The 18947-nt window shown below is 64.0% G+C and carries 17 protein-coding genes and 2 pseudogenes; 10 read left to right on the forward strand and 9 right to left on the reverse strand.

The window, feature by feature from the left end; all coding sequences use genetic code 11:
* Positions 1 to 444 (reverse strand): annotated as a pseudogene (locus tag C8N32_RS15295) (hypothetical protein); the annotation flags it as partial.
* A gap of 147 nt (positions 445 to 591) precedes the next feature.
* Between C8N32_RS15295 and C8N32_RS07100 the strand changes: the two are divergent.
* From C8N32_RS07100 to C8N32_RS14845, 3 genes are all read left to right on the forward strand, one after another.
* On the forward strand, positions 592 to 957 hold the full coding sequence (locus C8N32_RS07100; RefSeq protein WP_146159687.1) for a hypothetical protein: 366 nt from the start codon (positions 592 to 594) through the stop codon (positions 955 to 957).
* A 138-nt stretch (positions 958 to 1095) separates the two neighbouring features.
* Positions 1096 to 1350, forward strand: coding sequence for a hypothetical protein (locus C8N32_RS07105; RefSeq protein WP_107891881.1), 255 nt, complete (start codon positions 1096 to 1098; stop codon positions 1348 to 1350).
* A 48-nt stretch (positions 1351 to 1398) separates the two neighbouring features.
* Entirely contained in the window at positions 1399 to 1782 is a 384-nt protein-coding gene (locus C8N32_RS14845) for a hypothetical protein (protein ID WP_146159688.1), read from the forward strand.
* On the opposite strand, the pseudogene C8N32_RS07110 reads toward C8N32_RS14845, so the two are convergent.
* Positions 1685 to 2155, reverse strand: a pseudogene (locus C8N32_RS07110) (transposase); the annotation flags it as partial. The gene C8N32_RS14845 and the pseudogene C8N32_RS07110 overlap by 98 nt on opposite strands.
* A gap of 269 nt (positions 2156 to 2424) precedes the next feature.
* Here C8N32_RS07110 and C8N32_RS07115 point away from each other — a divergent pair.
* From C8N32_RS07115 to C8N32_RS07125, 3 genes are all read left to right on the forward strand, one after another.
* On the forward strand, positions 2425 to 2862 hold the full coding sequence (locus C8N32_RS07115) for a MarR family winged helix-turn-helix transcriptional regulator (protein ID WP_107891883.1): 438 nt from the start codon (positions 2425 to 2427) through the stop codon (positions 2860 to 2862).
* A 70-nt stretch (positions 2863 to 2932) separates the two neighbouring features.
* Positions 2933 to 4102 carry an acetyl-CoA C-acyltransferase family protein gene (locus C8N32_RS07120; RefSeq protein WP_107891885.1) on the forward strand — a complete coding sequence of 390 codons (1170 nt, stop codon included), beginning with the start codon at positions 2933 to 2935 and terminating at the stop codon, positions 4100 to 4102.
* 75 nt (positions 4103 to 4177) lie between these two features.
* A complete protein-coding gene (locus C8N32_RS07125; RefSeq protein ID WP_107891887.1) occupies positions 4178 to 6325 on the forward strand; it encodes a hybrid sensor histidine kinase/response regulator in 2148 nt (715 codons plus the stop codon).
* Here the strand turns inward: C8N32_RS07125 and yaaA are convergent.
* From yaaA to C8N32_RS07140, 3 genes are read right to left on the reverse strand one after another with little or no spacing between them, the layout of a single operon-like run.
* Positions 6274 to 7035 carry a peroxide stress protein YaaA gene (yaaA, locus tag C8N32_RS07130; protein ID WP_107891889.1) on the reverse strand — a complete coding sequence of 254 codons (762 nt, stop codon included), beginning with the start codon at positions 7033 to 7035 and terminating at the stop codon, positions 6274 to 6276. The two genes, C8N32_RS07125 and yaaA, sit on opposite strands and share 52 nt — an antisense overlap.
* Before the next feature lie 32 nt (positions 7036 to 7067).
* Positions 7068 to 9167 carry a DNA helicase RecQ gene (recQ, locus tag C8N32_RS07135; RefSeq protein WP_107891892.1) on the reverse strand — a complete coding sequence of 700 codons (2100 nt, stop codon included), beginning with the start codon at positions 9165 to 9167 and terminating at the stop codon, positions 7068 to 7070.
* Positions 9121 to 9408 (reverse strand): YggT family protein, encoded by a 288-nt coding sequence (locus C8N32_RS07140; protein ID WP_107891894.1) that lies wholly within the window; start codon positions 9406 to 9408, stop codon positions 9121 to 9123. Before C8N32_RS07140 ends, recQ begins: the two co-directional genes overlap by 47 nt.
* A 129-nt stretch (positions 9409 to 9537) precedes the next feature.
* On the opposite strand from C8N32_RS07140, the gene C8N32_RS07145 reads away from it, so the two are divergent.
* The 3 genes from C8N32_RS07145 to mepA all read left to right on the forward strand — a co-directional run bounded on the left by C8N32_RS07145 (position 9538) and on the right by mepA (position 12896).
* A complete protein-coding gene (locus C8N32_RS07145) occupies positions 9538 to 10068 on the forward strand; it encodes an acyl-CoA thioesterase (RefSeq protein ID WP_107891896.1) in 531 nt (176 codons plus the stop codon).
* Between the two features lie 618 nt (positions 10069 to 10686).
* A complete protein-coding gene (locus tag C8N32_RS07155; RefSeq protein ID WP_107891901.1) occupies positions 10687 to 12033 on the forward strand; it encodes an MFS transporter in 1347 nt (448 codons plus the stop codon).
* Positions 12015 to 12896 (forward strand): penicillin-insensitive murein endopeptidase, encoded by an 882-nt coding sequence (mepA, locus tag C8N32_RS07160; protein ID WP_107891903.1) that lies wholly within the window; start codon positions 12015 to 12017, stop codon positions 12894 to 12896. The genes C8N32_RS07155 and mepA overlap by 19 nt, the downstream gene beginning before the upstream one ends.
* A 221-nt stretch (positions 12897 to 13117) precedes the next feature.
* On the opposite strand, the gene C8N32_RS07165 is transcribed toward mepA, so the two are convergent.
* Positions 13118 to 14368, reverse strand: a complete 1251-nt coding sequence (locus tag C8N32_RS07165; RefSeq protein WP_107891905.1) for a DEAD/DEAH box helicase — start codon at positions 14366 to 14368, stop codon at positions 13118 to 13120.
* A gap of 525 nt (positions 14369 to 14893) precedes the next feature.
* On the opposite strand from C8N32_RS07165, the gene C8N32_RS15480 reads away from it, so the two are divergent.
* Positions 14894 to 16072: a flagellin gene (locus C8N32_RS15480; protein ID WP_107891907.1), complete on the forward strand. Its 1179-nt coding sequence runs from the start codon at positions 14894 to 14896 to the stop codon at positions 16070 to 16072.
* Between the two features lie 174 nt (positions 16073 to 16246).
* Here C8N32_RS15480 and C8N32_RS07175 read toward each other — a convergent pair whose 3' ends face one another.
* The 3 genes from C8N32_RS07175 to C8N32_RS07185 are packed head-to-tail and all read right to left on the reverse strand — an operon-like array spanning position 16247 to position 18871.
* Entirely contained in the window at positions 16247 to 17071 is an 825-nt protein-coding gene (locus tag C8N32_RS07175; RefSeq protein WP_201132358.1) for an amidohydrolase family protein, read from the reverse strand.
* Entirely contained in the window at positions 17061 to 18071 is a 1011-nt protein-coding gene (locus C8N32_RS07180; protein WP_107891909.1) for an aldo/keto reductase, read from the reverse strand. The genes C8N32_RS07175 and C8N32_RS07180 overlap by 11 nt, the downstream gene beginning before the upstream one ends.
* Entirely contained in the window at positions 18068 to 18871 is an 804-nt protein-coding gene (locus C8N32_RS07185) for an IclR family transcriptional regulator (protein WP_107891912.1), read from the reverse strand. Before C8N32_RS07185 ends, C8N32_RS07180 begins: the two co-directional genes overlap by 4 nt.
* Positions 18872 to 18947: the final 76 nt, after the last annotated feature.

Here is an 18947-nt window from a genome sequence, read left to right on the forward strand (position 1 = left end):
GAAGGACAGCGGGAAGCGCAGATACCACCGCACCGCGCAAAGTATGATGTCACGCGGAAAACGGTGATGCTTGAACGGTGACTGACGCGCCATGACCGACCGCAAAAAGCAGGAAGGTCGCCAAATAGCGCGGTTAATGCTACAGTCCCTCTCCACGCCATGTGTCTCGACGAGGGCGGCGGCCAATTCCTTGAGCGTAATGTCCGGTCCGGCTTGCACGATCTCCAGCAGAAAATCCCGGTGCGGGGCGAGTTTGCCGAACTGACCGGCGGGGCGACCTTGTGGCCTGGGAACCGCCTTACCGTGTTCACGATGCTCCGCTGCCAATCGCACCGCCGTGGCTGCACTCACGCCGAACAGCCGCCCCGCTGAACGGGCCGAGTTGCCCTCAGCGACGCAAGCGCAAATCCGTTCCCGAAGGTCCAAAGAGTAAGGTTTGCCCATGATCCACCTCCCAACAGAAGTGAACCGGAGAAAAATCTGGCCTGTGAATCCCAAGTCGATTCAAATCAAACGCAAACCGCTTTAGAGCAAATTGGTCCTGAAATAGAGGCAGCGTCACAGGGGCGTTTTCCACGGGCACCGATCCGAATGCAGGAAGGGGTTCCAGGTCCTGACGGTTTTGGAGCGGCCCATATCTCCCCGGACAAACACAGACGGGCCCGCGCTTTGGGTTACGCAGACGGGTTTGATCTGATCGAGGACGTTGCGAAGAACCACGACGTTGTGGTGGAGCAGATCAACGGACGGCTGATGCTGGTCAAGCGCGAAGGGCAAAACCGCTACGTCATTGCCGAGTATCAACCCGGCGGAATCTGGGATCGAATTCTGGGGATCAAAGACCAGTACTACGGGGTGACGACTGGGTTCCCTGACGGCTATGGCCAGTCAGTAAGGGGAAAGACCTCGCTCAACAGAGCATTGAACTCTGGCGGAACGAAATTATGGGAAAAATGAGCGCTGTGGTGGAAGGCCAACCACCGGCCAAAGGCCGCCCTGTACCGCTGTTTTGCCCAGCGCTCGGTGTTGGACGTAGTTACTCCGGGGGCGAAGTTCAAGCCCCCGGACAGGCAAGCCGTAGGGTGCAAGATTTCAATGACAGACGAACACGACTTTGAAATCCAGCCCAGCGGCGAGGCCCACCGGCTGCACACGGACCAGTTTCTGAACGAGATACTGGACGGGCTGGAGCGCGGCGCCATGGAGGCGCTGATCGCGACCGACCCGACCGAGACAGCGCGCCACGCCCAATACAGAGGTGAAATTGGCGCCATCCGATCCCTGCGGACGAAGTTGAAGACCCTCGCGGAGGGCAAGACCAAACGTCCGGCACGGGGTTCCGTGGCCTGAGCCGCGGACCATACCTGCAAAATCGCAGAGCACAGGAGACGTTGACCCATGGAGGACAGCGATTTGGAGGCTGTTGCCGACACCTTTGAGGACTTCACCGACGAGGATCACAAGACCGACACCCTTGACGGCGGAGACGATGAGATCGGCAGCGGCAAAGGCAGAACTGATGACGAGGAATACCCGGAGGATCCGGCCGAGGACGCAACGCCGGAAGGCGAGGACGGCAAGGCCGAAGACCCGGATTCCGACGATCAGGTGCGCGTCACACTCGACGACGGGAGTATCCGAAACTCTGTGTATCTGACCGAGCCCATGCGGTTTTCAGATACGGTCAGGCATCGAAGCGCCCAGCGGACATTATGGCCGGATGATTGCGGGCTGCAACCCATTCCCGGACGGCACGGCCTCCCTTCTCGAAGTTGCGGATGACCAGGAAGATCGGCTTCATGGCGGCCTCTTCGGTCGGGGACGAGCCTTTGGTCTTCAGCGTTTTCCACAGCACCCGGTTCAGCGATTCCACGGCGTTGGTGGTATAGATGATCTTCCGGATCGCCGCGCTGAAAGCATAGAACGGGGTGACCTCGGACCATGCCCGGCGCCAGGCCGGGGCGGTCGAGGGATATTTCCCGCCCCAATTCGCCTCGAAGACGTCCAGCTGGCGGGCGACCTCTTCGGCGGTCGGGGCCTCGTAGATCGGGCGCAGATCGGCGGCCACCGCCTTGCGGTCCTTCCAGCTGCAGAAGTTCATGGAATGCCGGATCAGGTGAACGATGCAGGTCTGGACCGTGATCTCGGGGAAGGCCTGCCTCCAAACGGAGTCATTGCCCCGAACACAGGCCAATCCGCACCGAGTGGAATCCCCCGGTCAGGGGATCAGGCGCTCTGACGCATATGAAGCCCTTGACCTGACCGGGACGAGGGGCCATTGATACCGTGTTGTTGTTTTTGTTCATCTTTAACAGTTTTCGCCCGTGCAAACCGCCTGCACCAGAACCCGGTACAGCGATTTCCGCGACACAACAGCCGCTCCGCAAATCGGTCAATCGCTCTTGACTGCCAAAAGGACCACCGATGACACCAAAGGATTTGAGCCGTTTAGATCTTCAGGAGTTCCTCCCCTATCAGTTGAACGCCACATCGGAACGCATCCGCCGCGAAGGCGCGACACGTCTGCGGGCGCATTTCGACCTGTCGGTGACGGAGTGGCGCGTGCTGATGTGCCTGCTGGAACAGGGGCCGGTCAGCGTGCGGGAAATCCATGAACGTCTGAACATGGAAAAATCCAAGGTTTCGCGGGCCGGGGCCGACCTGGTGGAGGCAGGGTATGTTTCCAAGCAGGAAAACGCCGCCGACCGGCGCCTGATCGAAATGCGCCTGACCTCCAAGGGACGCGCCCTGATGGACAAGGTCGTTCCCCTTGCCCTGGACTTTCAGGATGAAATCGCTTCCATGATCGGCCCCGATTACGAGTCCCTCAAGGCCGGGTTGCGCAAACTCTCCGATCTGTGAACGCCACGTTCTTGTGCCCTTTCCCGGTGCGGCTGCTACTGTGCGCTCAGGGAGACCAAGGGAGTCACACATGACCGGCATTGTCATTCTCGGCGGCGTGCGCACCGCCATCGGAACGTTTGGCGGCAGCCTTGCCGCCACCCCGCCCATTGACCTGGGGGCCATCGCCGCCCGCGCCGCGCTGGAGCGCGCCAACCTGGAACCGGGGCGGATTGGGCACGTGGCCTTCGGCCATGTGATCAATACCGAGCCGCGCGACATGTATCTTTCCCGCGTCGCAGCGATGGAGGCGGGTATTCCCGACACCACCCCCGCGATGAACGTCAACCGACTGTGCGGGTCCGGGGTACAGGCGATCGTATCGGTCGCACAGGCACTGATGCTGGGCGACGCCCAATTCGGGCTTGCGGGCGGTGCCGAATCCATGAGCCGCGCCCCCTACATCCTGCCCGCTGCCCGCTGGGGCCAGAAAATGGGAGACGCGGGCGCGGCGGACATGATGCTGGGGGCTCTCAACTGCCCGTTCGGAACCGGCCACATGGGCGTAACCGCTGAAAACGTTGCCGCGGAATACGGAATTACCCGCGATGCGCAGGATGCCTTCGCACTGGAAAGCCAGGCCCGCGCCGCCCGCGCCATTGCCGAGGGCCGGTTCGACAACCAGATCGTGCCCGTTCCGGTCCGGCAACGCCGCGAAGCCGCCGCTTTCACAACCGACGAACATCCAAAGGCGACAACCGCCGATGCCCTGGCCGGGTTGCGCCCGGTATTCCAGAAAGACGGCACCGTGACCGCGGGCAACGCCAGCGGCCTGAACGACGGGGCGGCCGCACTTGTTCTGGCCCGCGAAGACGCCGCCGCCGGGTTGTCTCCGAAGGCCCGGATTTTGGGGTATGCCCATGCCGGCGTACGGCCTGACATCATGGGGGCCGGCCCGATCCCGGCTGTAGAGGCGCTTTTGACCCGGACCGGCCTCAAGGCCGACGATTTCGACGTGATCGAAAGCAACGAGGCCTTTGCCGCCCAAGCCCTGGCGGTCAGCGCCGCGCTGGGCTTCGACCCCGCGCGCGTCAATCCGAACGGCGGCGCGATTGCACTGGGGCACCCGGTTGGGGCGACGGGCGCGATCATCACCGTCAAGGCGCTTTACGAACTGGAGCGCATCGGCGGCAAACGCGCTCTGGTAACCATGTGCATCGGTGGCGGCCAGGGTATCGCGCTGGCTCTGGAGCGGATCTGACCTCCGCCTTACCGGCGGTAAACGATTATTCATCTTGTTCCACCACGATCCGCGCATCCGGGATCGGAGGCGTGCATGGATCTGGCGAAAAAACTGGCAGAGGAGCGGCGCGCGCGCCTCGCCGCAGAGCGGCTTTTACACCAGAAAAGCCGTGAACTGAGCGAGGCAAACCGCCAGTTGGCCCGCCATGCGCGCACGCTTTCGCACGAGATCAGCGAAACCCGGAATCGGGCCGAGGCGCTGGCGGGCCGCAATGCCAGCGTACAGGTCGAACTGCGCCAGGTCAGCCGCGCCGCCGCACTGGCGGAAGAACGGTTATGGGCCTCATTGGGAGCTATCCGCGACGGGTTTGCCATTTATGACCCCGACCTTCGTCTCGCCGCCGGCAACCCGGCCTATCTCGCGATGTTCGAGGGGTTGGAAGATGTCCGCCCCGGCGCGTGCTATTACGATATCCTGCGCCTGTCTCTGGAGGAAGGGTTGTTCGACAATGAGGGCCTTGAGATCGGGACGTGGCTGCAAAATGCCCGTGATCGCCTCGCCCGGACACCGATCGCCCCCCGCGTCCTGCGGCTCTGGGACGGGCGCTACATCAAGGTTGTCGATCGGTTCGCACCCTCGGGGGATCTTGTCACGCTCACCGTCGACATGACCGAAACCATGCGCACCCTCGCCGCGCTGGAGGCGATTCCGGATGGCTTCGTCCTGTTTGACCAGGACGACCGGATGGTGATGTGCAACGAACGATACCGCGAGATCTATGCAAGGACCGCGAACCGGATCAGGCCGGGGACATCCTTCGAAGACCTGCTGCGCTTTGGCCTTCAGGAGAATCAGTACGACCTGACCGGCAAAGACCCTGGGGAATGGATGGCCCATCGGCTGGCCTGCCATCAGATCACCGGTGGGCTGGTGGAGGAAAAGCTCGCCGATGGGCGCTGGGTGCGCATTCTGGAAAAACGCACCCCCGATGGCGGGGTGGCCGGGCTGCGGGTGGACATCACCGAACAGAAGGCCCAGCAGCAGGTTCTGGAACAGGCCCGCCGGGCGGCAGATGCCGCCAGCCGCGCGAAAAGTGTCTTTCTCGCCACCATGAGCCATGAGTTGCGCACCCCCATGAACGGTGTCGTCGGCATGGCCGACCTTTTATGCGCCACGGAAATGACCGGGGAACAGCGCGATTACGCCGAAACCATCCGTCAGTCGGGCGAAACGTTGTTGAGGCTTCTGGGGGACATCCTCGACTTCTCCAAGCTGGAGGCCGAGAAGATGACACTCCACACGGCCCCCTTCGACTTGAAGGACCTGGCCGAGGAGGTCGTGGGCCTGATGCGCAACGCCTTCGCGGGGCGCATGCTGACGCTTTCGGTGACTTGCGATCCTGCCCTGCCGGGCCGGCTTATGGGGGATGCGGGGCGGCTCCGCCAGATCCTGACAAACCTTGTCGGGAACGCTGTCAAGTTTACCGAAAAGGGCCGGGTCGAGGTCGGCATCGGCGGACACGCGCAGGGCGGGTGCTGGCAGGTGCGTCTGACCGTGAGCGACAGCGGCATCGGAATCGCCCCCGAGATGCGGGAGCACATCTTCGGCGAATTCAATCAGGTCGACGACCGGAAGAACCGAAGGTTCGAAGGCACCGGGCTGGGGCTGTCGATCACGCGGCGCCTGGTGGACCTTATGGGCGGCCGGATCTGGGTGGAATCCGAACCGGGCACAGGGTCGTGTTTCGGTGTGGATCTGTGCCTGCCGGTCGCCCCCGGCGCGGTTGTCGCGCGCCGGATGCGCGTACTGGCGGTGGACGACAACCAGACCAACCGGCTGGTCTTTACCAGCATGGCCAAACACCTCGACATCGACCTGGAACTGGTCGACTCCGGCCCCGCCGCGATCGAGGCCTGGGAGCGGGAGCGCCCGGACATGGTGTTTATGGACATTTCCATGCCGGGCATGGACGGCAAAGAAGCAACCCGCCGTATCCGTGAGCGGGAAGCGGCGCAAGGCGCCCCCCGAACCCCTGTCATTGCGCTGACCGCTCATGCGTTGCCGGGCGATGACGCGGAAATTCTGGACGCCGGGCTTGACGGCTATGAAACCAAGCCCCTGCGCCGCGCGCGGCTGGTTGGGCTGTTGAACGCACACGCCCCGCCCGGATGCAAGCCCGCCACACCGGATCAGCCGCGCAGGAAAACCGGACGGTCAGCCCCGGACAGCTCGGGGGTATAGCGGTAGCCGCCGGTGTCGAACTCAGACAAGCTTTCGGGATCCGTCAGGCGGCGGGTGACGACGAAACGGGCCATGGCCCCCCGTGCCTTCTTCGCATAGAAACTGACGACTTTCGGCTTATCCGGTTTGTTTTCAAGAAAAACGGGCGTGATGACGCGTAGTTTCAGCGCCTCGGGCATGACGGCACTGAAATATTCCTGACTGGCACAGTTCACCAGAATATCCGTGCCTGCCTGCGCCGCCGCCGCGTTCAGGGCCCCGGCCAGCCGGTCCCCCCAGTACTCGTAAAGCGACCGCCCCTTGCCGGTTTTCAGCTTGCTGCCCATCTCCAGCCGGTAGGGCTGAATCGCATCCAGCGGGCGCAGCACGCCGTAAAGCCCGGACAGGATGCGAAGGTGCCCCTGCGCAAAGCGCAGATCGTCCTCATCCAGCGAGGCCGCCTCCAGCCCCGCGTAGGTATCGCCGTCGAACGCAAGCGCCGCGGGCTTCGTGGCTTCGGAGGGCGGGTTTTCGGAGAAGGCCGCGAAACGCTCGGCATTCAAGGCCGCGAGCCTCTCGCTCATGTCCATCAGTCGTTGCAGATCGTTCACGGAAAGACGGCGGGCGGTCTGCACCAGATGGGCGGCATCCGCCTCGAAGGCGGGTCGGGTGGTGGGCCTGTCCACCGGCGTCAGGTCAAGCCGTTTGGCGGGCGAGATCACAACAAGCATCGCGGGGTCCTTTTCCTGGAAAGGGGCGTGGCTCAACCGTCTGCGAGAATCTTCAGGAAGGCGCCCCCGAAACGGTCGATCTTTTGCTGCCCCATTCCGGGCAGGCGCGCCATGTCCGCCAGGGTGCGCGGACGGCGTTCGGCGATGTGGCGCAAGGTGGTATACGTGCAGGACAGAAATTTCTCCGTCCCATCGGCGCCACGGCTGAGTTCAAGTTGAGCTTCGTGCAGACGGTCGAGCAGATCCCCGGCCGGGCGACCGGCCAGTTTGCGCCGGGCCGGATGTGGTGTGGGGGCGGGCGCGCCAGTAACGACCTCCAGAAAGGCAGGGCCATAGCGTTCCAGTTTTTTCGCACCGACGCCGGTGATACGCGCCATGGCATCCAGCGTGCCGGGCCGGGTCTCGGCCATCTCGATCAGGGTGCGATCGGCAAAGATCACGTAGGCCGGCACATTCGCAGCCTCGGCAAAGGCGCGGCGGCGGGCCTTCAACGCGGAAAGCAGCGGGGCATCCTCGTCGTTGACCTGCGTTTTCACCACCGGCCCCTTGCGGACCCGGATGGTGTCTCGGCGCAGGGTGATCTTCTCCCCCCTCAGGACCGGGCGTGCCTTTTCAGTCAGACACAGGGCACCGTGACGCTCCGGGTCCGGGCGGACAAGATCATGGCCCATCATCTGGCGGAATACAGCCTGCCAGCCGGGGCGGTTGAACTCCTTGCCGACACCGAAGGTGGGCAGGCCGTCATGCCCCCGCTGGCGAACCTTGTCTGTCGGCGTGCCGGTCAGGATGTCGGTCAGGTGACCGGCGCCGAAATTTTCCCCCGTGCGTAAAATCGCAGAAAGTGCCTTTTGAACGGCCTCCGTGGCATCGAACAGGGCGGGCGGGGCCTCGCACAGGTCGCAGTGACCGCAGGGGGCGGCCTCTTCCCCGAAATAGCGCAGCAAGGTCTGGCGACGGCAGGTCAGGGCCTCAGCCAGACCCAGCAGCGCGTTCAGCCGGGTGTGGTCGGCGGCCCGGCGCTCCGGCGGGGCGGGGCTTTCGTCGATCTGGGCGCGGCGCAGGCGGATATCTTCGGGACCATAGAGCGTCAGCGTTTCGGCAGGGGCGCCATCGCGCCCGGCCCGGCCAATTTCCTGGTAATAGGCCTCGATCGACTTGGGCAGGTCGGCATGGGCGACCCAGCGGATATCGGGCTTGTCCACCCCCATGCCGAACGCCACGGTGGCAACGACGATCAGCCCGTCTTCCTTCTGGAAGCGGTCCTCAACCATGCGCCGGTCGGCGGGGTCCAGGCCCCCGTGGTAATGACAGGCCGCGTGCCCGGCCCGGACAAGCGCGCCGGCCAGGCTTTCGGTCTTGGCCCGGGTCCCGCAATACACGATCCCCGCCTGCCCCTTGCGCGCGGCGGCAAAGGCCAGGATTTGCTTGCGGGGGCTGTCCTTGGGCGCGAAGGCAAGGTGGATGTTGGGCCGGTCGAACCCGCGCAAGAAGGTTTTCGGCGGGGTTCCGTCGAACAGGCGGGCAACGATTTCTTCCCGCGTTTCGGCATCCGCGGTGGCGGTGAAGGCCGCCAGGGGTACGTTCAGCGCCTTGCGCAGCGCCCCGATGCGCAGGTAATCGGGGCGGAAGTCATGGCCCCACTGGCTGACGCAATGGGCCTCATCCACGGCGATGCGCGTCACGCCCGCCCGACGCAGAACCCCCAGCGTGGCACCAGAGGCCAGCCGTTCCGGTGCCATGTAAAGCAGCTTGAGCCGCCTTTCCCGCAGCGCCGCCCAGACGGCCCCGGTTTCGGCCTCTGTATTGGCCGAGGTCAGCGCCCCGGCCTCCACCCCTGCTTCGCGCAGGGCACGGACCTGGTCACGCATCAGGGCGATCAGGGGGGAGATCACCACGGTCACGCCCTCCCCGCAGAGGGCGGGCAACTGGTAGCACAGCGACTTCCCCCCGCCCGTGGGCATGATGGCCAGGATATTCTCCCCGGCGATCACCGCGCACACGATTTCCGCCTGTCCCGGACGAAAACTCTGGAACCCGAAGACAGAAACAAGACGTTCGCGGGCGCGGTCTGCGGTGGTCCCCGCCTCAGGCAAAGGCGTAGATGTTGTTGGCAATGATGATCCGCAGGGCATATATGCCCAAGAGCACGATCAGGGGGGCAAGGTCCAACCCCCCCGTGTCCGGCAGCAGGCGGCGGACCGGATCATAGATCGGGGCCAGAACCCGGCTCACCCCGCCCCAGATCTGCGCCACGACCGGCTGATGGAGATTGAGTACCTGAAAGCTGATCAGCCAGCTCATGATGATGTGGACGATGATGATGAACCACGCCACGTCTAGAACAAGCAGGATAATCTGGAAAAGCGAAGTCATGGACAGCCCCGGTTGCGACGTTTGCCCCAGAGGTAAGCGGCCTTTGCGCATCACGCAACCGCATTCCGCCGCGTCGCGCTTGACGAACCCCGCGCATCAAGGTGCCCTGCGCCCTGAAAGGAGCCGCCGATGTACCCCTTCCTGCGCCTGATCAAGGAGTTCCACGTTCACCGCCATGCACCGCCCCTGCCGCTGACGGGGACGCATGTGTCCACCCATATCTGCTGGCCGTGGGATCTGGACATCTGGATGGAACTCAACAACGGCCGGACACTGACCCTGCTGGATCTCGGCCGCCTGCCACTGGCGAAGCGGGTGGGGTTGATCGCGGTGCTCAGGGCCAACCGCTGGGGGTTGACGATGGCCGGTGTCAGCGTGCGGTATCGCCGCCGGGTCAAGATGTTCGACCGGTTCGAGACCCGCAGCCGTTGTGTCGGCTGGGACGACAAGTTCATCTATATCGAGCAGGGGATGTGGCGAAAGGGAACCTGTGCAAACCACGCGCTTTATCGCTCGGCAGTGACAGATGCGACCGGCATCGTCCGGCCCGAACGCGTCATGGAGGCGATGGGCGCACGCGTGATCTCCCCCCCCTTGCCGGAGTGGGTGCGCAACTGGATCGCCGCCGATGCGACGCGCCCCTGGCCACCCGAAATCTAGCTGCGGAGACCATTGACCGGCTTGCGGCCGGACAGCCTGCATGGCGCCCGAACCGATGCGGGCATGTTGCGCGCTCTGTTCTGGCTGGCGGACGGGAAAATGAACCCGCTGATGCCGCGCCCTCCCAAGAGCCATCGCCAGCCGCGGGACGGAGACCGGCACGTGTCGGGCGAAATGACCCCATCACTCGCGCAGGATTGCATATGCGATACACGCCGGCTGGGATGCGCACCCCAGAACCATCAAGAGGGAAGCAGTGGGCGACACAGGCGGGGTTGCCCGGAGGCAGGCGGTCGCGACGCGCGGCAACCTGCCTCCGGCTGGTTCCCAGGGCATGGAAAGCAAAAGGCGCCACGCATGAATCCCAGGCCGGCATCGACTGGAAAGGCGCTTCGATACGACAAACGTCGCGCATCCCGGATCGAAATCACGTCCGGCAACCTCACGCAGAACCGGCGGCGGAATGCAGTGCGCTTCGACCGGCACCCAGAGGTCTCCCTTTCGGCCATTGCGCCGATCGCGGCCGGGCTCTGCCGACTCTGAATACAATAAGTCTGCCACCTGGGGGCTTGCGCGGCATCCCCGCACACGGTTTGATGCCTGCAAAGGGGGAAACGCATGGCATCACGGCGCATCTGGGGCTGGTGGTTCTACGACTGGGCCAGCCAGCCCTTCAGCACCCTGTTGCTGACCTTCATCTTCGCCCCCTACATCAAAGACCTGCTGGACGATGGCACGGCGGCGCAAGCCGCCTGGGGCTATGGCGTGGGGGCAGCGGGCCTTGTCATCGCCTGCCTTGCGCCGGTCCTGGGCGCCGTGGCCGACAACGGTGGGCGGCGAATGGCATGGATCGTCTTTTTCTCCGTGTTTTACGTGTTGGGAGCAACCGGGCTTTGGTGGGCCGAACCGGGGAATTTCAGCCTGCCGCTCATCCTGCTGTTTTTCGGGATCGGGCTGGTGGGAATGGAGTTCACCACCATCTTCACCAACGCCATGCTGCCCGAACTGGGCGGACGCGACGAAATCGGGCGGATTTCCGGAACCGGCTGGGCCTTCGGGTATACCGGCGGGCTGATCGCGCTGATCATGATGTTGACGATGTTCGCGGAAAATGCGGACGGCGTGACACTGATCGGAATCGCGCCACTTTTCGGGCTGGATGCGGCCGCACGGGAAGGAACGCGCTTTGTCGGGCCTTTCGTCGCCGCGTGGTACGTGTTGTTCATGCTGCCGTTCTTCATGTGGATGCGCGACGCTCCACATCACCGCGCCGTACCGCTGGCGCAGGCATTGCGCGTCGCCTTGCCGGATCTGCGCGCCACCCTGCGCCGCCTCCCCCGAACGCCCAGCCTGATGACCTATCTGGCGTCGTCGATGTTTTACCGGGATGCCCTGAACGGGATGTATGCCTTCGGCGGGATATATGCCGCCGGGGTGCTGGGGTGGTCGGTGGTCGATGTCGGGATATTCGGCATCCTGGCGGCGCTGGCGGGTGGGGTCTTTGCGTGGGTTGGCGGACAGGCGGACCACCGTTTTGGCCCAAAGCCGGTAATTCTGTTTTGTCTTCTGGTCCTGACGGGCGTGGCGCTGGCGGTCGCATTCGTCTCCCGCGAGGCGGTGTTCGGGGTCGCCGTGGGGGCGGGATCGGTCTTGCCGGATGTGGCGTTCTACGGGCTGGGCGCCGCCATCGGCGCGGCGGGGGGCGCGATGCAGTCCGCCAGCCGCACGATGATGGTGCGTCAGGCCAACCCCGCGCGCATGACCGAAGCGTTCGGGCTCTATGCGCTGGCGGGCAAGGCGACGGCATTCCTTGCGCCGGTTTCCATCGGTCTGGTCACCGACATGACCGGTAGCCAGCAGCTTGGCATCCTGCCTCTGGTGATTCTTTTCGGACTGGGACTTTTTCTGTTACTATTCGTCAAAGCAGATGGCGAACAGGCGGAGAAATGGCACGAATTTTCCTGATCCTGATGCTGGCCCTCGGGCTGGCCCTTCCGGCGGGGGCGGAACCGCCGGCCAAACAATTGTTCGGGGCGCAGCGCAGCGCCTCACCGCACAAACCGGCGGTTTTCGGCGCCTATGCAAAGGGCTGTATCGCGGGGGCGGAGGAACTGCCCGAAACCGGCCCCACATGGCAGGCCATGCGGCTGAGCCGCAACAGAAACTGGGGCCATCCCGAAACGATCGCCTTCATCAAACGCCTCAGCCGCGAAGCCACCCGCCACGGGTGGGCGGGCCTTTACATCGGCGACATCAGCCAGCCGCGGGGCGGGCCGATGACATCTGGACACCGCTCCCACCAGGTGGGGCTCGATGTCGATATCTGGATGCTGCCGCCCCGGCGGCTCAACCTGACCCGGTCCGAACGTGAAAGCCTGTCCTCCATCTCCGTGCGCAGCGCCGACCAACGCAGAGTAAACGGCAACTTCACACGCGCCCACGCGGAGATCCTGAAGGCGGCAGCCTCGGATCGCGCGGTGGACAGGGTCTTCGTGACACCTCCGGTCAAGATCGCGCTGTGCAAGACCGCAACGCGGGCCGACAAGGGGTGGCTGCAAAAGATCCGCCCGATCTACGGGCATCACTACCATTTTCACGTGCGGCTCAAATGTCCCGGCGATTCCCCCGGGTGCCAGGATCAGCGCCCGACGGTGGCAGAGCTGTCGAAAGGCGGGAACGGTTGTGACGAGACACTGACATGGTGGGTGACCGACTACCTGAACCCGCCGAAAACCCCCTCCAAACCCGCACCGAAGCAGCGCCACCCCCGTGACTACACGATGGCGGACCTGCCTCGGCAGTGTGCGACGGTGGTATCCGCGCGCTAGGAGACGCGCCACCAGACCGCGGGCTTCAGGAGAGAACAGACCCGAGATCGCCCGCAGGACCAAAGCGGCGTTCTCCGTAACGCAGACCCACAGGCGATGGGGGCCAGACGGCGGTCAGGCATATTGCGCGGTTGCCGTCTCTGCCCGAGGAACCATGCAGGAACAGGGGGTCGGGGCCCCGAAAACAGCAGGCCGGAACGCGCCGGCCTGCCACCAAAGGATCATGCGGCCTTGCGGCGGCGCCTGCGGGCGGGGGCTTTGTCCCCGCGCGGTTTGCCCGGCCCGGCCCGGCCACGCTTCCTTGGGCGCCCCCCCGTGCCCCGGCCCTGTTCCACCGGACCTTCGGGACGGGTCCCGCTGGCCACCGGGATCGCGGCCTTCATAAGTTTTTCGATCTGACGCAACAGGCCCGTCTCTTCGGGGGTGCAAAGGGCAATCGCCTCACCCTCCCGTCCGGCACGGGCAGTCCGGCCGATACGGTGGACATAATTGTCAGGGACCTCCGGCAAATCATAATTGACGACATAAGCCACCCCCGGAATGTCGATCCCGCGTGCCGCCACATCCGTCGCCACCAGCGTGGTAATCGTGCCCTCGCGAAAGGCCCGGATGGCGCGGTCACGCTGTCCCTGGCTCTTGTTGCCGTGGATCGACGCCGCGTTATAGCCATCGGCGACAAGGCTTTTCATCAGCTTTTCCGCGCCATGCTTCGTCCGTGCAAAGACCAGCGTCAGCGCACCGGCATCGCGTGACAGTATCTCGCGAAGCTTTGCCGGTTTGCCCGGCTTGTCGAGAAAATGAACCGATTGGGCAACCTTGTCGGCCGCCTTGCCCGGCGGTGAGACCTGTACCCGGCACGGATTGGTCAGGTAGGCACGGGACAGTTCTTCCATCTGTCTGGGCATGGTGGCCGAAAACAGCATGGTCTGACGCGGTGTCCCCAGTTCAGGGGCGATCCGGCGCAATGCGTGAATAAATCCGAGGTCGAGCATCTGATCGGCCTCGTCCAACACCAGGTGGCGCACGCTGCCAAGATCGACCGCGCCGCGCTCCATCAGGTCGATCAGGCGGCCCGGTGTGGCCACCAATATATCGGTCCCCCGGCCAAGCACCCCGATCTGCCGGTTGATGGATTGCCCGCCAACCACCGTGGCGACGCGCAGTCGTGTGCCCCCGGTCAGCGCCCCCAGGCTTTCCGCAATCTGGTTCACGAGTTCGCGCGTGGGCGCCAGGATCAACGCCTTGGCGGTTTTGGGCGCAGGTTTTCCGGGGCGCGCCAGCAGGTGATCCATCAGCGGCAGGCCGAAGGCCAGCGTCTTGCCGGTGCCGGTCTGGGCAAGGCCCAACACGTCATGCCCGGCCAGAGCAAGCGGAATCGCCTTTGACTGGATCGGGGTCGGTTGGGTAAGACCCGCACGGGTCAGTGCGGCGGTCAGTTTCGGCGCGAGGCCGAGAAATTCGAAATCGGTCAAGATATGTCCTGTTCATGCCGTCGGCCCCTGGCCGTGCGGCGGTGATGCGGCACCCACCCATGGGCGGAAGCTGCGAGGGTCTGGGCGGCCTCGGGACGGGCGGGCGTCTCCCGCGGCATCCGGCCGTCGCATCAGGAACCCTGCGTGATGGGGAACTGTGGATCGTCTTGCGCTGATGCGCCCGAAGGCGCGGCATGCTCACGCGGCAGCGCAGCGTCCCGTGGCATATGGGCCAGCGGCCCCGCCAAGTCAAGCACCCCGAACGCGCCCCCAAGCGCAAGCCCGGCCCCGCAAAGAAGACAGGCCGGTATCGGAACGCTCATAGCCCAGGTAAACGGGGCGGAAAACCCGGCCGGCTTAACCGGATGTTAGAGATTCGCCCCGATCTTGGCCTGCGCACCGGAAACGGTGGCGCGGGGCTGGATGCGGCAATCCCCGTCTCGCATTCGTCAGAAGGCGTTTCGCTCGCCCGGAACGGGCGGTCAACCGACTGGCGCATTGCGCTATTCACGAGGAAAACTCAATATGTCCAGCATTCTCACGAACAATTCGGCCATGGTGGCCCTGCAAACCCTGAAAGGCATCAACAAGGACCTGGCCCAGACTCAGGGCGAAATCTCCACCGGCAAGTCCGTTGCCTCCTCCAAGGACAACGCCGCCGTATGGGCCATCGCCAAGGTCATGGAATCGGACGTTCAGGGGTTCAAGACCATCTCTGACAGCCTGGCGCTCGGCCAATCCACGGTCGCGGTGGCCCGTAACGCGGCGGAGTCCGTCACCGACCTCCTGAAAGAGATGAAAACCAAGATCACCTCGGCCCAGGAATCGAACGTGGACCGGGAGAAGCTGCAAACCGACGTCGAAGCCCTGACCGAGCAGATCAAGTCTGTCGTCGGGTCCGCCCAGTTCAACGGGCTCAACTTCCTCAACGGCAGCACCACGGACGCGACGGAAATTCTTTCTTCTCTCGACCGCGACAGCGCCGGGAACGTGACCGCGAACTCCATCAGCGTGGCCGCCCAGGATCTCCGCGTCGGGGGCACCAACAGCACAAACACCGCAGCCGTCGGGACTGTCGGCGCCGGTGCGACGGTCGGGGCCGCATTTACCTTCCAGGGTGGCGGCGCGGCCCTTCCCGCTTCGGACGTCACGGTCGACAACGACAATCTTGACGAGATCATTGCCGGCGATGTGATCACCATCACCGTGGGGGACAAAACCGCCAGCTATACGATTGCCGAAGGCGATGACGACGCGGCCATCGATGCGGCTGTTGGCGCGGCCCTTACCGATGCCGGTATCACCAATGTCGTTTATACTGCCGGCACGGTAGAGAACGATACCGCCGGCGATCTCGAAATTGGCATCCAGGTCGCGCGTGGTGGTCTGGGGGAACTGTCCGGCTTCGACGTGACCACCGACCAGGGGGCGAAAGATGCCCTGACCTCCATTGAAGGGCTGATTCAGAAATCGGTGAACGCCGCCTCGGAATTCGGGTCTGTCGAACGCCGGATCGATATCCAGAACGAATTCGTCGGCAAACTGATGAACTCGATGAATGCCGGGATCGGCACGCTGGTGGATGCCGACATGGAAGAGGCCTCGGCACGGCTGAAGGCGTTGCAGGTACAACAACAGCTTGGCACACAGGCACTGTCCATCGCCAACCAAGCGCCGCAATCCCTGTTGTCGCTGTTCCGGTAAACCTTTGGCGCGGAGCACGTGAGGCGCTCCGCGCCGGTCTCCTTGCAGCTTGCCATCGCAGAACCAAAGCGATACCGCGGGCCGCGCCCGGAGCGGACAGCGCCTGCATCGCGGCACCAGCGTCTTCGCGAAAATGCGCCACAAGGCGCGCCCCCACACACAAGGCGCGTCCCCTCAGAGACGGTAGAACGCGCGCGCGGTGCCCCCCATGATCCGCTCCCGATCCTCCGCCGGAAGGCCCGAAATCAGGGCCTCCACCATCTCCAGCCACCCCGGATAATCGCCGGCGAGATTCACCACCGGCCAGTCGCTGCCGAACATCAGCCTGGCCGGCCCAAAGGCACATATCAGATGTTCGGCCACCGGACGGATTTTTGCCAGAGTCGGGTCGTCCCCGGCTTCGGTCAGCAGGCCGGACAATTTGCAAAAGGCATTCGCTTCCGCAGCAACCGCCTTTATATCATCCGCCCAGGCGGCAATATCGCCCTTCGCGAGTTCCGGTTTTGCACCATGGTCGATCACGCAGCGCAGATTCGGGTGGCGCCGTAACCGGGCACGCAGCGGTTTCAGATGGCGGGGGAGCACGAGCGCATCAAAGGTGAGCCCCCGGCTTTCAAGTGCCTCGAAGACGGGGTCTAGGCTCGGACGCAGGATCCACTCATCATCCTCGATGCCCTGGATCATCGGCCGGATGCCGCAAAATTTCGGGTCGGCGGCAAGACGGTCCAGCACATCAAGGGCGTCGGGCGCGTCCATTTCAATCCAGCCGACAACCCCCCCGATCCGGTCATGTGCCCGTGCGGTCCGCAACAGAAATTCGGTTTCAGCGATGGTATCGCTGGCCTGGACCAACACGGTTTTGTCGATACCCGCCGCATCCAGAAGCGGCTCCAGGTCCGCAGGCGTGAAATCCCGGTAGATCGGCGCCAGGTCCGGCGTCAGCCAACCGTAATCACCGCGCGCGAGGCTCCAGAAATGGTGATGGCTGTCAATTTTCATGATCTTGTTCCTCCGGAACGGGAGCATCCTGCCGCAGCAGGCCTTCGGTTTTCAGATCGCGCCAGAAGGCCGCGGGGATCGGGGTACGCCACCAGCCCAAAATCTGGGAAAGTTCCTCTACGGAACGCGGGCCGGGAATGGTGCTTTTCACCAGAGGATGCGCGGCGCAAAAGGCCAGGGCGGCGGCGGGAAGCGCAACCGCGTGGGCATCGCAGATCCGGTGAATCGTCCTGACCCGGCTTTCCACGGCATGGGGAATCGCCCCGTAATCAAAGGTTTCACCACCGACGAGGACGCCGGAATTGAACGGACCGCCAATCACGATACGGGTTCCGGCACGGGTACATGCGGGGAAGAGGTCGTCGAGGGGAGATTGTTCCAGCAGCGTGTAACGCCCGGCCAGCAGGAAGACATCCCAGTCGCCATGGCCGAGCGCGTCAAGGCAGACCCGGGTTTCGTTCACGCCGAGCCCGATGGCGGACAGGATGCCCTCGGAGCGCAGCCTGTCGAGGGCACGGTAACCACCCTCCATCGCCATGCGAAACAGGGCGGGGCCGCGCTCCGATCCGTGAGTCTGGGACCCGATGTCGTGCAGGTAAACGATGTCGACCCGATCCCGGCCAAGGCGCTGCAACGAATCCTCAACACTGCGCAGAACGCCATCATGGGAGTAATCGAAGACGGGTGTGAAAGGCAAAGGGGCGACCCAGGCGCCGGGATCCGCCATGGGACCGGGGCGTAGCAAGCGCCCCGCTTTCGTGGAAACAACCGCATCCCGACCGCGCAGGGCTGCGCCAACCAGGTGTTCGGACAGGCCATGCCCGTAAAAAGGGGCGGTATCGAAATATCTGATCCCGGCTTCGTGCGCGGCCCGGATCGTGGCCAGGGCCTGGGGTTCGGGAACCGGATGGAATATCCCGGCAAGGGAGGCACAACCCATACCGAGGGCAGTGATTTCCGGGCACCGGGACGTCGGCTGATTGGCGGAGACTGGTGTCATTCGGGCCCTCCTGTGCTTACGGGGCCAAAGATTTGCCGCGTGATTTCGGCCGCGGTCGAACAGAGCATGGCCAACGCCTGGTCCATGTCCGGGGCGCTGTAACTGTCGATACGCTTGAGGAACGGACATGTCAGTGCCGCGATCGCGTTGCCGAACGGGTCGAGGATGGGCGCCGAGATGTTCATGACCCCGATCGTGGTCTGGCTTTCGCTGCACAAGTGCCCATTTTGGCGAATTTGCTCAAGACGATCCGCAAACTCTTGCGGCGGCATCTCGGTTTCGCCCGCCACCAGCTTGTGCGCCGCTAGGAGCCGCGCGCGCAGTTCAGGTGTCTGGAATGTGGCGAGGACCATGCCGGAGCCTGTGTTGTACACCCCGATGACGGACCCGGTGCGCAAGGATATGCGCCAGTTTCCGCGCGACGCGAAAGACGAGACGATGATGATTTCGCCCTCCTCCTGCATCGCCAGGTGGACGGATTGCTCCGCCTGGGCCACGAAGTCGCGCATCAACGGCTCAGCCGCGTCGAGAAACCGGCGCCGCGGCGGGTGCATGTCGGCAAGCACGAGCAGCTTGAGGCTGAGCAGGTAGCGGTCCCCGTCGGGGTTTCGGATGACATAGCCGCGCCGCACAAGGGTGTCGAGCATGCGGTAGATCTCGTTCGGCCCACGGCCAAGTCCCTTTGCGATTTCCGCCTGTGTCAACGCCACGGACGAAGCCGCGAGCAACTCCAGAATATCGAGCCCCTTGTCCAGCGCCGGTGCGCGGTAGCGAGAAATTTCTGCCGGTTCTTTTCCCATCGCCCCCTCATTCACTCATAAATATGACATTGACTAGAAAATAGTTGACATTGCAAGGTCATTCATTGATGCATGA

The sequence above is a fragment of the Rhodovulum imhoffii genome, from assembly GCF_003046545.1.
GTDB classification, from domain to species: Bacteria; Pseudomonadota; Alphaproteobacteria; order Rhodobacterales; family Rhodobacteraceae; genus Rhodovulum; species Rhodovulum imhoffii.

What these genes read in the sequence shown, in the direction of transcription:
- C8N32_RS07100 (WP_146159687.1), top strand. Translation starts at nt 592, where the DNA reads ATGCAGGAAGGGGTTCCAGGTCCTGACGGTTTTGGAGCGGCCCATATC.
- C8N32_RS07105 (WP_107891881.1), top strand. Translation starts at nt 1,096, where the DNA reads ATGACAGACGAACACGACTTTGAAATCCAGCCCAGCGGCGAGGCCCAC.
- C8N32_RS14845 (WP_146159688.1), top strand. Translation starts at nt 1,399, where the DNA reads ATGGAGGACAGCGATTTGGAGGCTGTTGCCGACACCTTTGAGGACTTC.
- C8N32_RS07115 (WP_107891883.1), top strand. Translation starts at nt 2,425, where the DNA reads ATGACACCAAAGGATTTGAGCCGTTTAGATCTTCAGGAGTTCCTCCCC.
- C8N32_RS07120 (WP_107891885.1), top strand. Translation starts at nt 2,933, where the DNA reads ATGACCGGCATTGTCATTCTCGGCGGCGTGCGCACCGCCATCGGAACG.
- C8N32_RS07125 (WP_107891887.1), top strand. Translation starts at nt 4,178, where the DNA reads ATGGATCTGGCGAAAAAACTGGCAGAGGAGCGGCGCGCGCGCCTCGCC.
- yaaA (WP_107891889.1), bottom strand. Translation starts at nt 7,035, where the DNA reads ATGCTTGTTGTGATCTCGCCCGCCAAACGGCTTGACCTGACGCCGGTG.
- recQ (WP_107891892.1), bottom strand. Translation starts at nt 9,167, where the DNA reads ATGCCCTGCGGATCATCATTGCCAACAACATCTACGCCTTTGCCTGAG.
- C8N32_RS07140 (WP_107891894.1), bottom strand. Translation starts at nt 9,408, where the DNA reads ATGACTTCGCTTTTCCAGATTATCCTGCTTGTTCTAGACGTGGCGTGG.
- C8N32_RS07145 (WP_107891896.1), top strand. Translation starts at nt 9,538, where the DNA reads ATGTACCCCTTCCTGCGCCTGATCAAGGAGTTCCACGTTCACCGCCAT.
- C8N32_RS07155 (WP_107891901.1), top strand. Translation starts at nt 10,687, where the DNA reads ATGGCATCACGGCGCATCTGGGGCTGGTGGTTCTACGACTGGGCCAGC.
- mepA (WP_107891903.1), top strand. Translation starts at nt 12,015, where the DNA reads ATGGCACGAATTTTCCTGATCCTGATGCTGGCCCTCGGGCTGGCCCTT.
- C8N32_RS15480 (WP_107891907.1), top strand. Translation starts at nt 14,894, where the DNA reads ATGTCCAGCATTCTCACGAACAATTCGGCCATGGTGGCCCTGCAAACC.
- C8N32_RS07175 (WP_201132358.1), bottom strand. Translation starts at nt 17,071, where the DNA reads ATGAAAATTGACAGCCATCACCATTTCTGGAGCCTCGCGCGCGGTGAT.
- C8N32_RS07180 (WP_107891909.1), bottom strand. Translation starts at nt 18,071, where the DNA reads ATGACACCAGTCTCCGCCAATCAGCCGACGTCCCGGTGCCCGGAAATC.
- C8N32_RS07185 (WP_107891912.1), bottom strand. Translation starts at nt 18,871, where the DNA reads ATGGGAAAAGAACCGGCAGAAATTTCTCGCTACCGCGCACCGGCGCTG.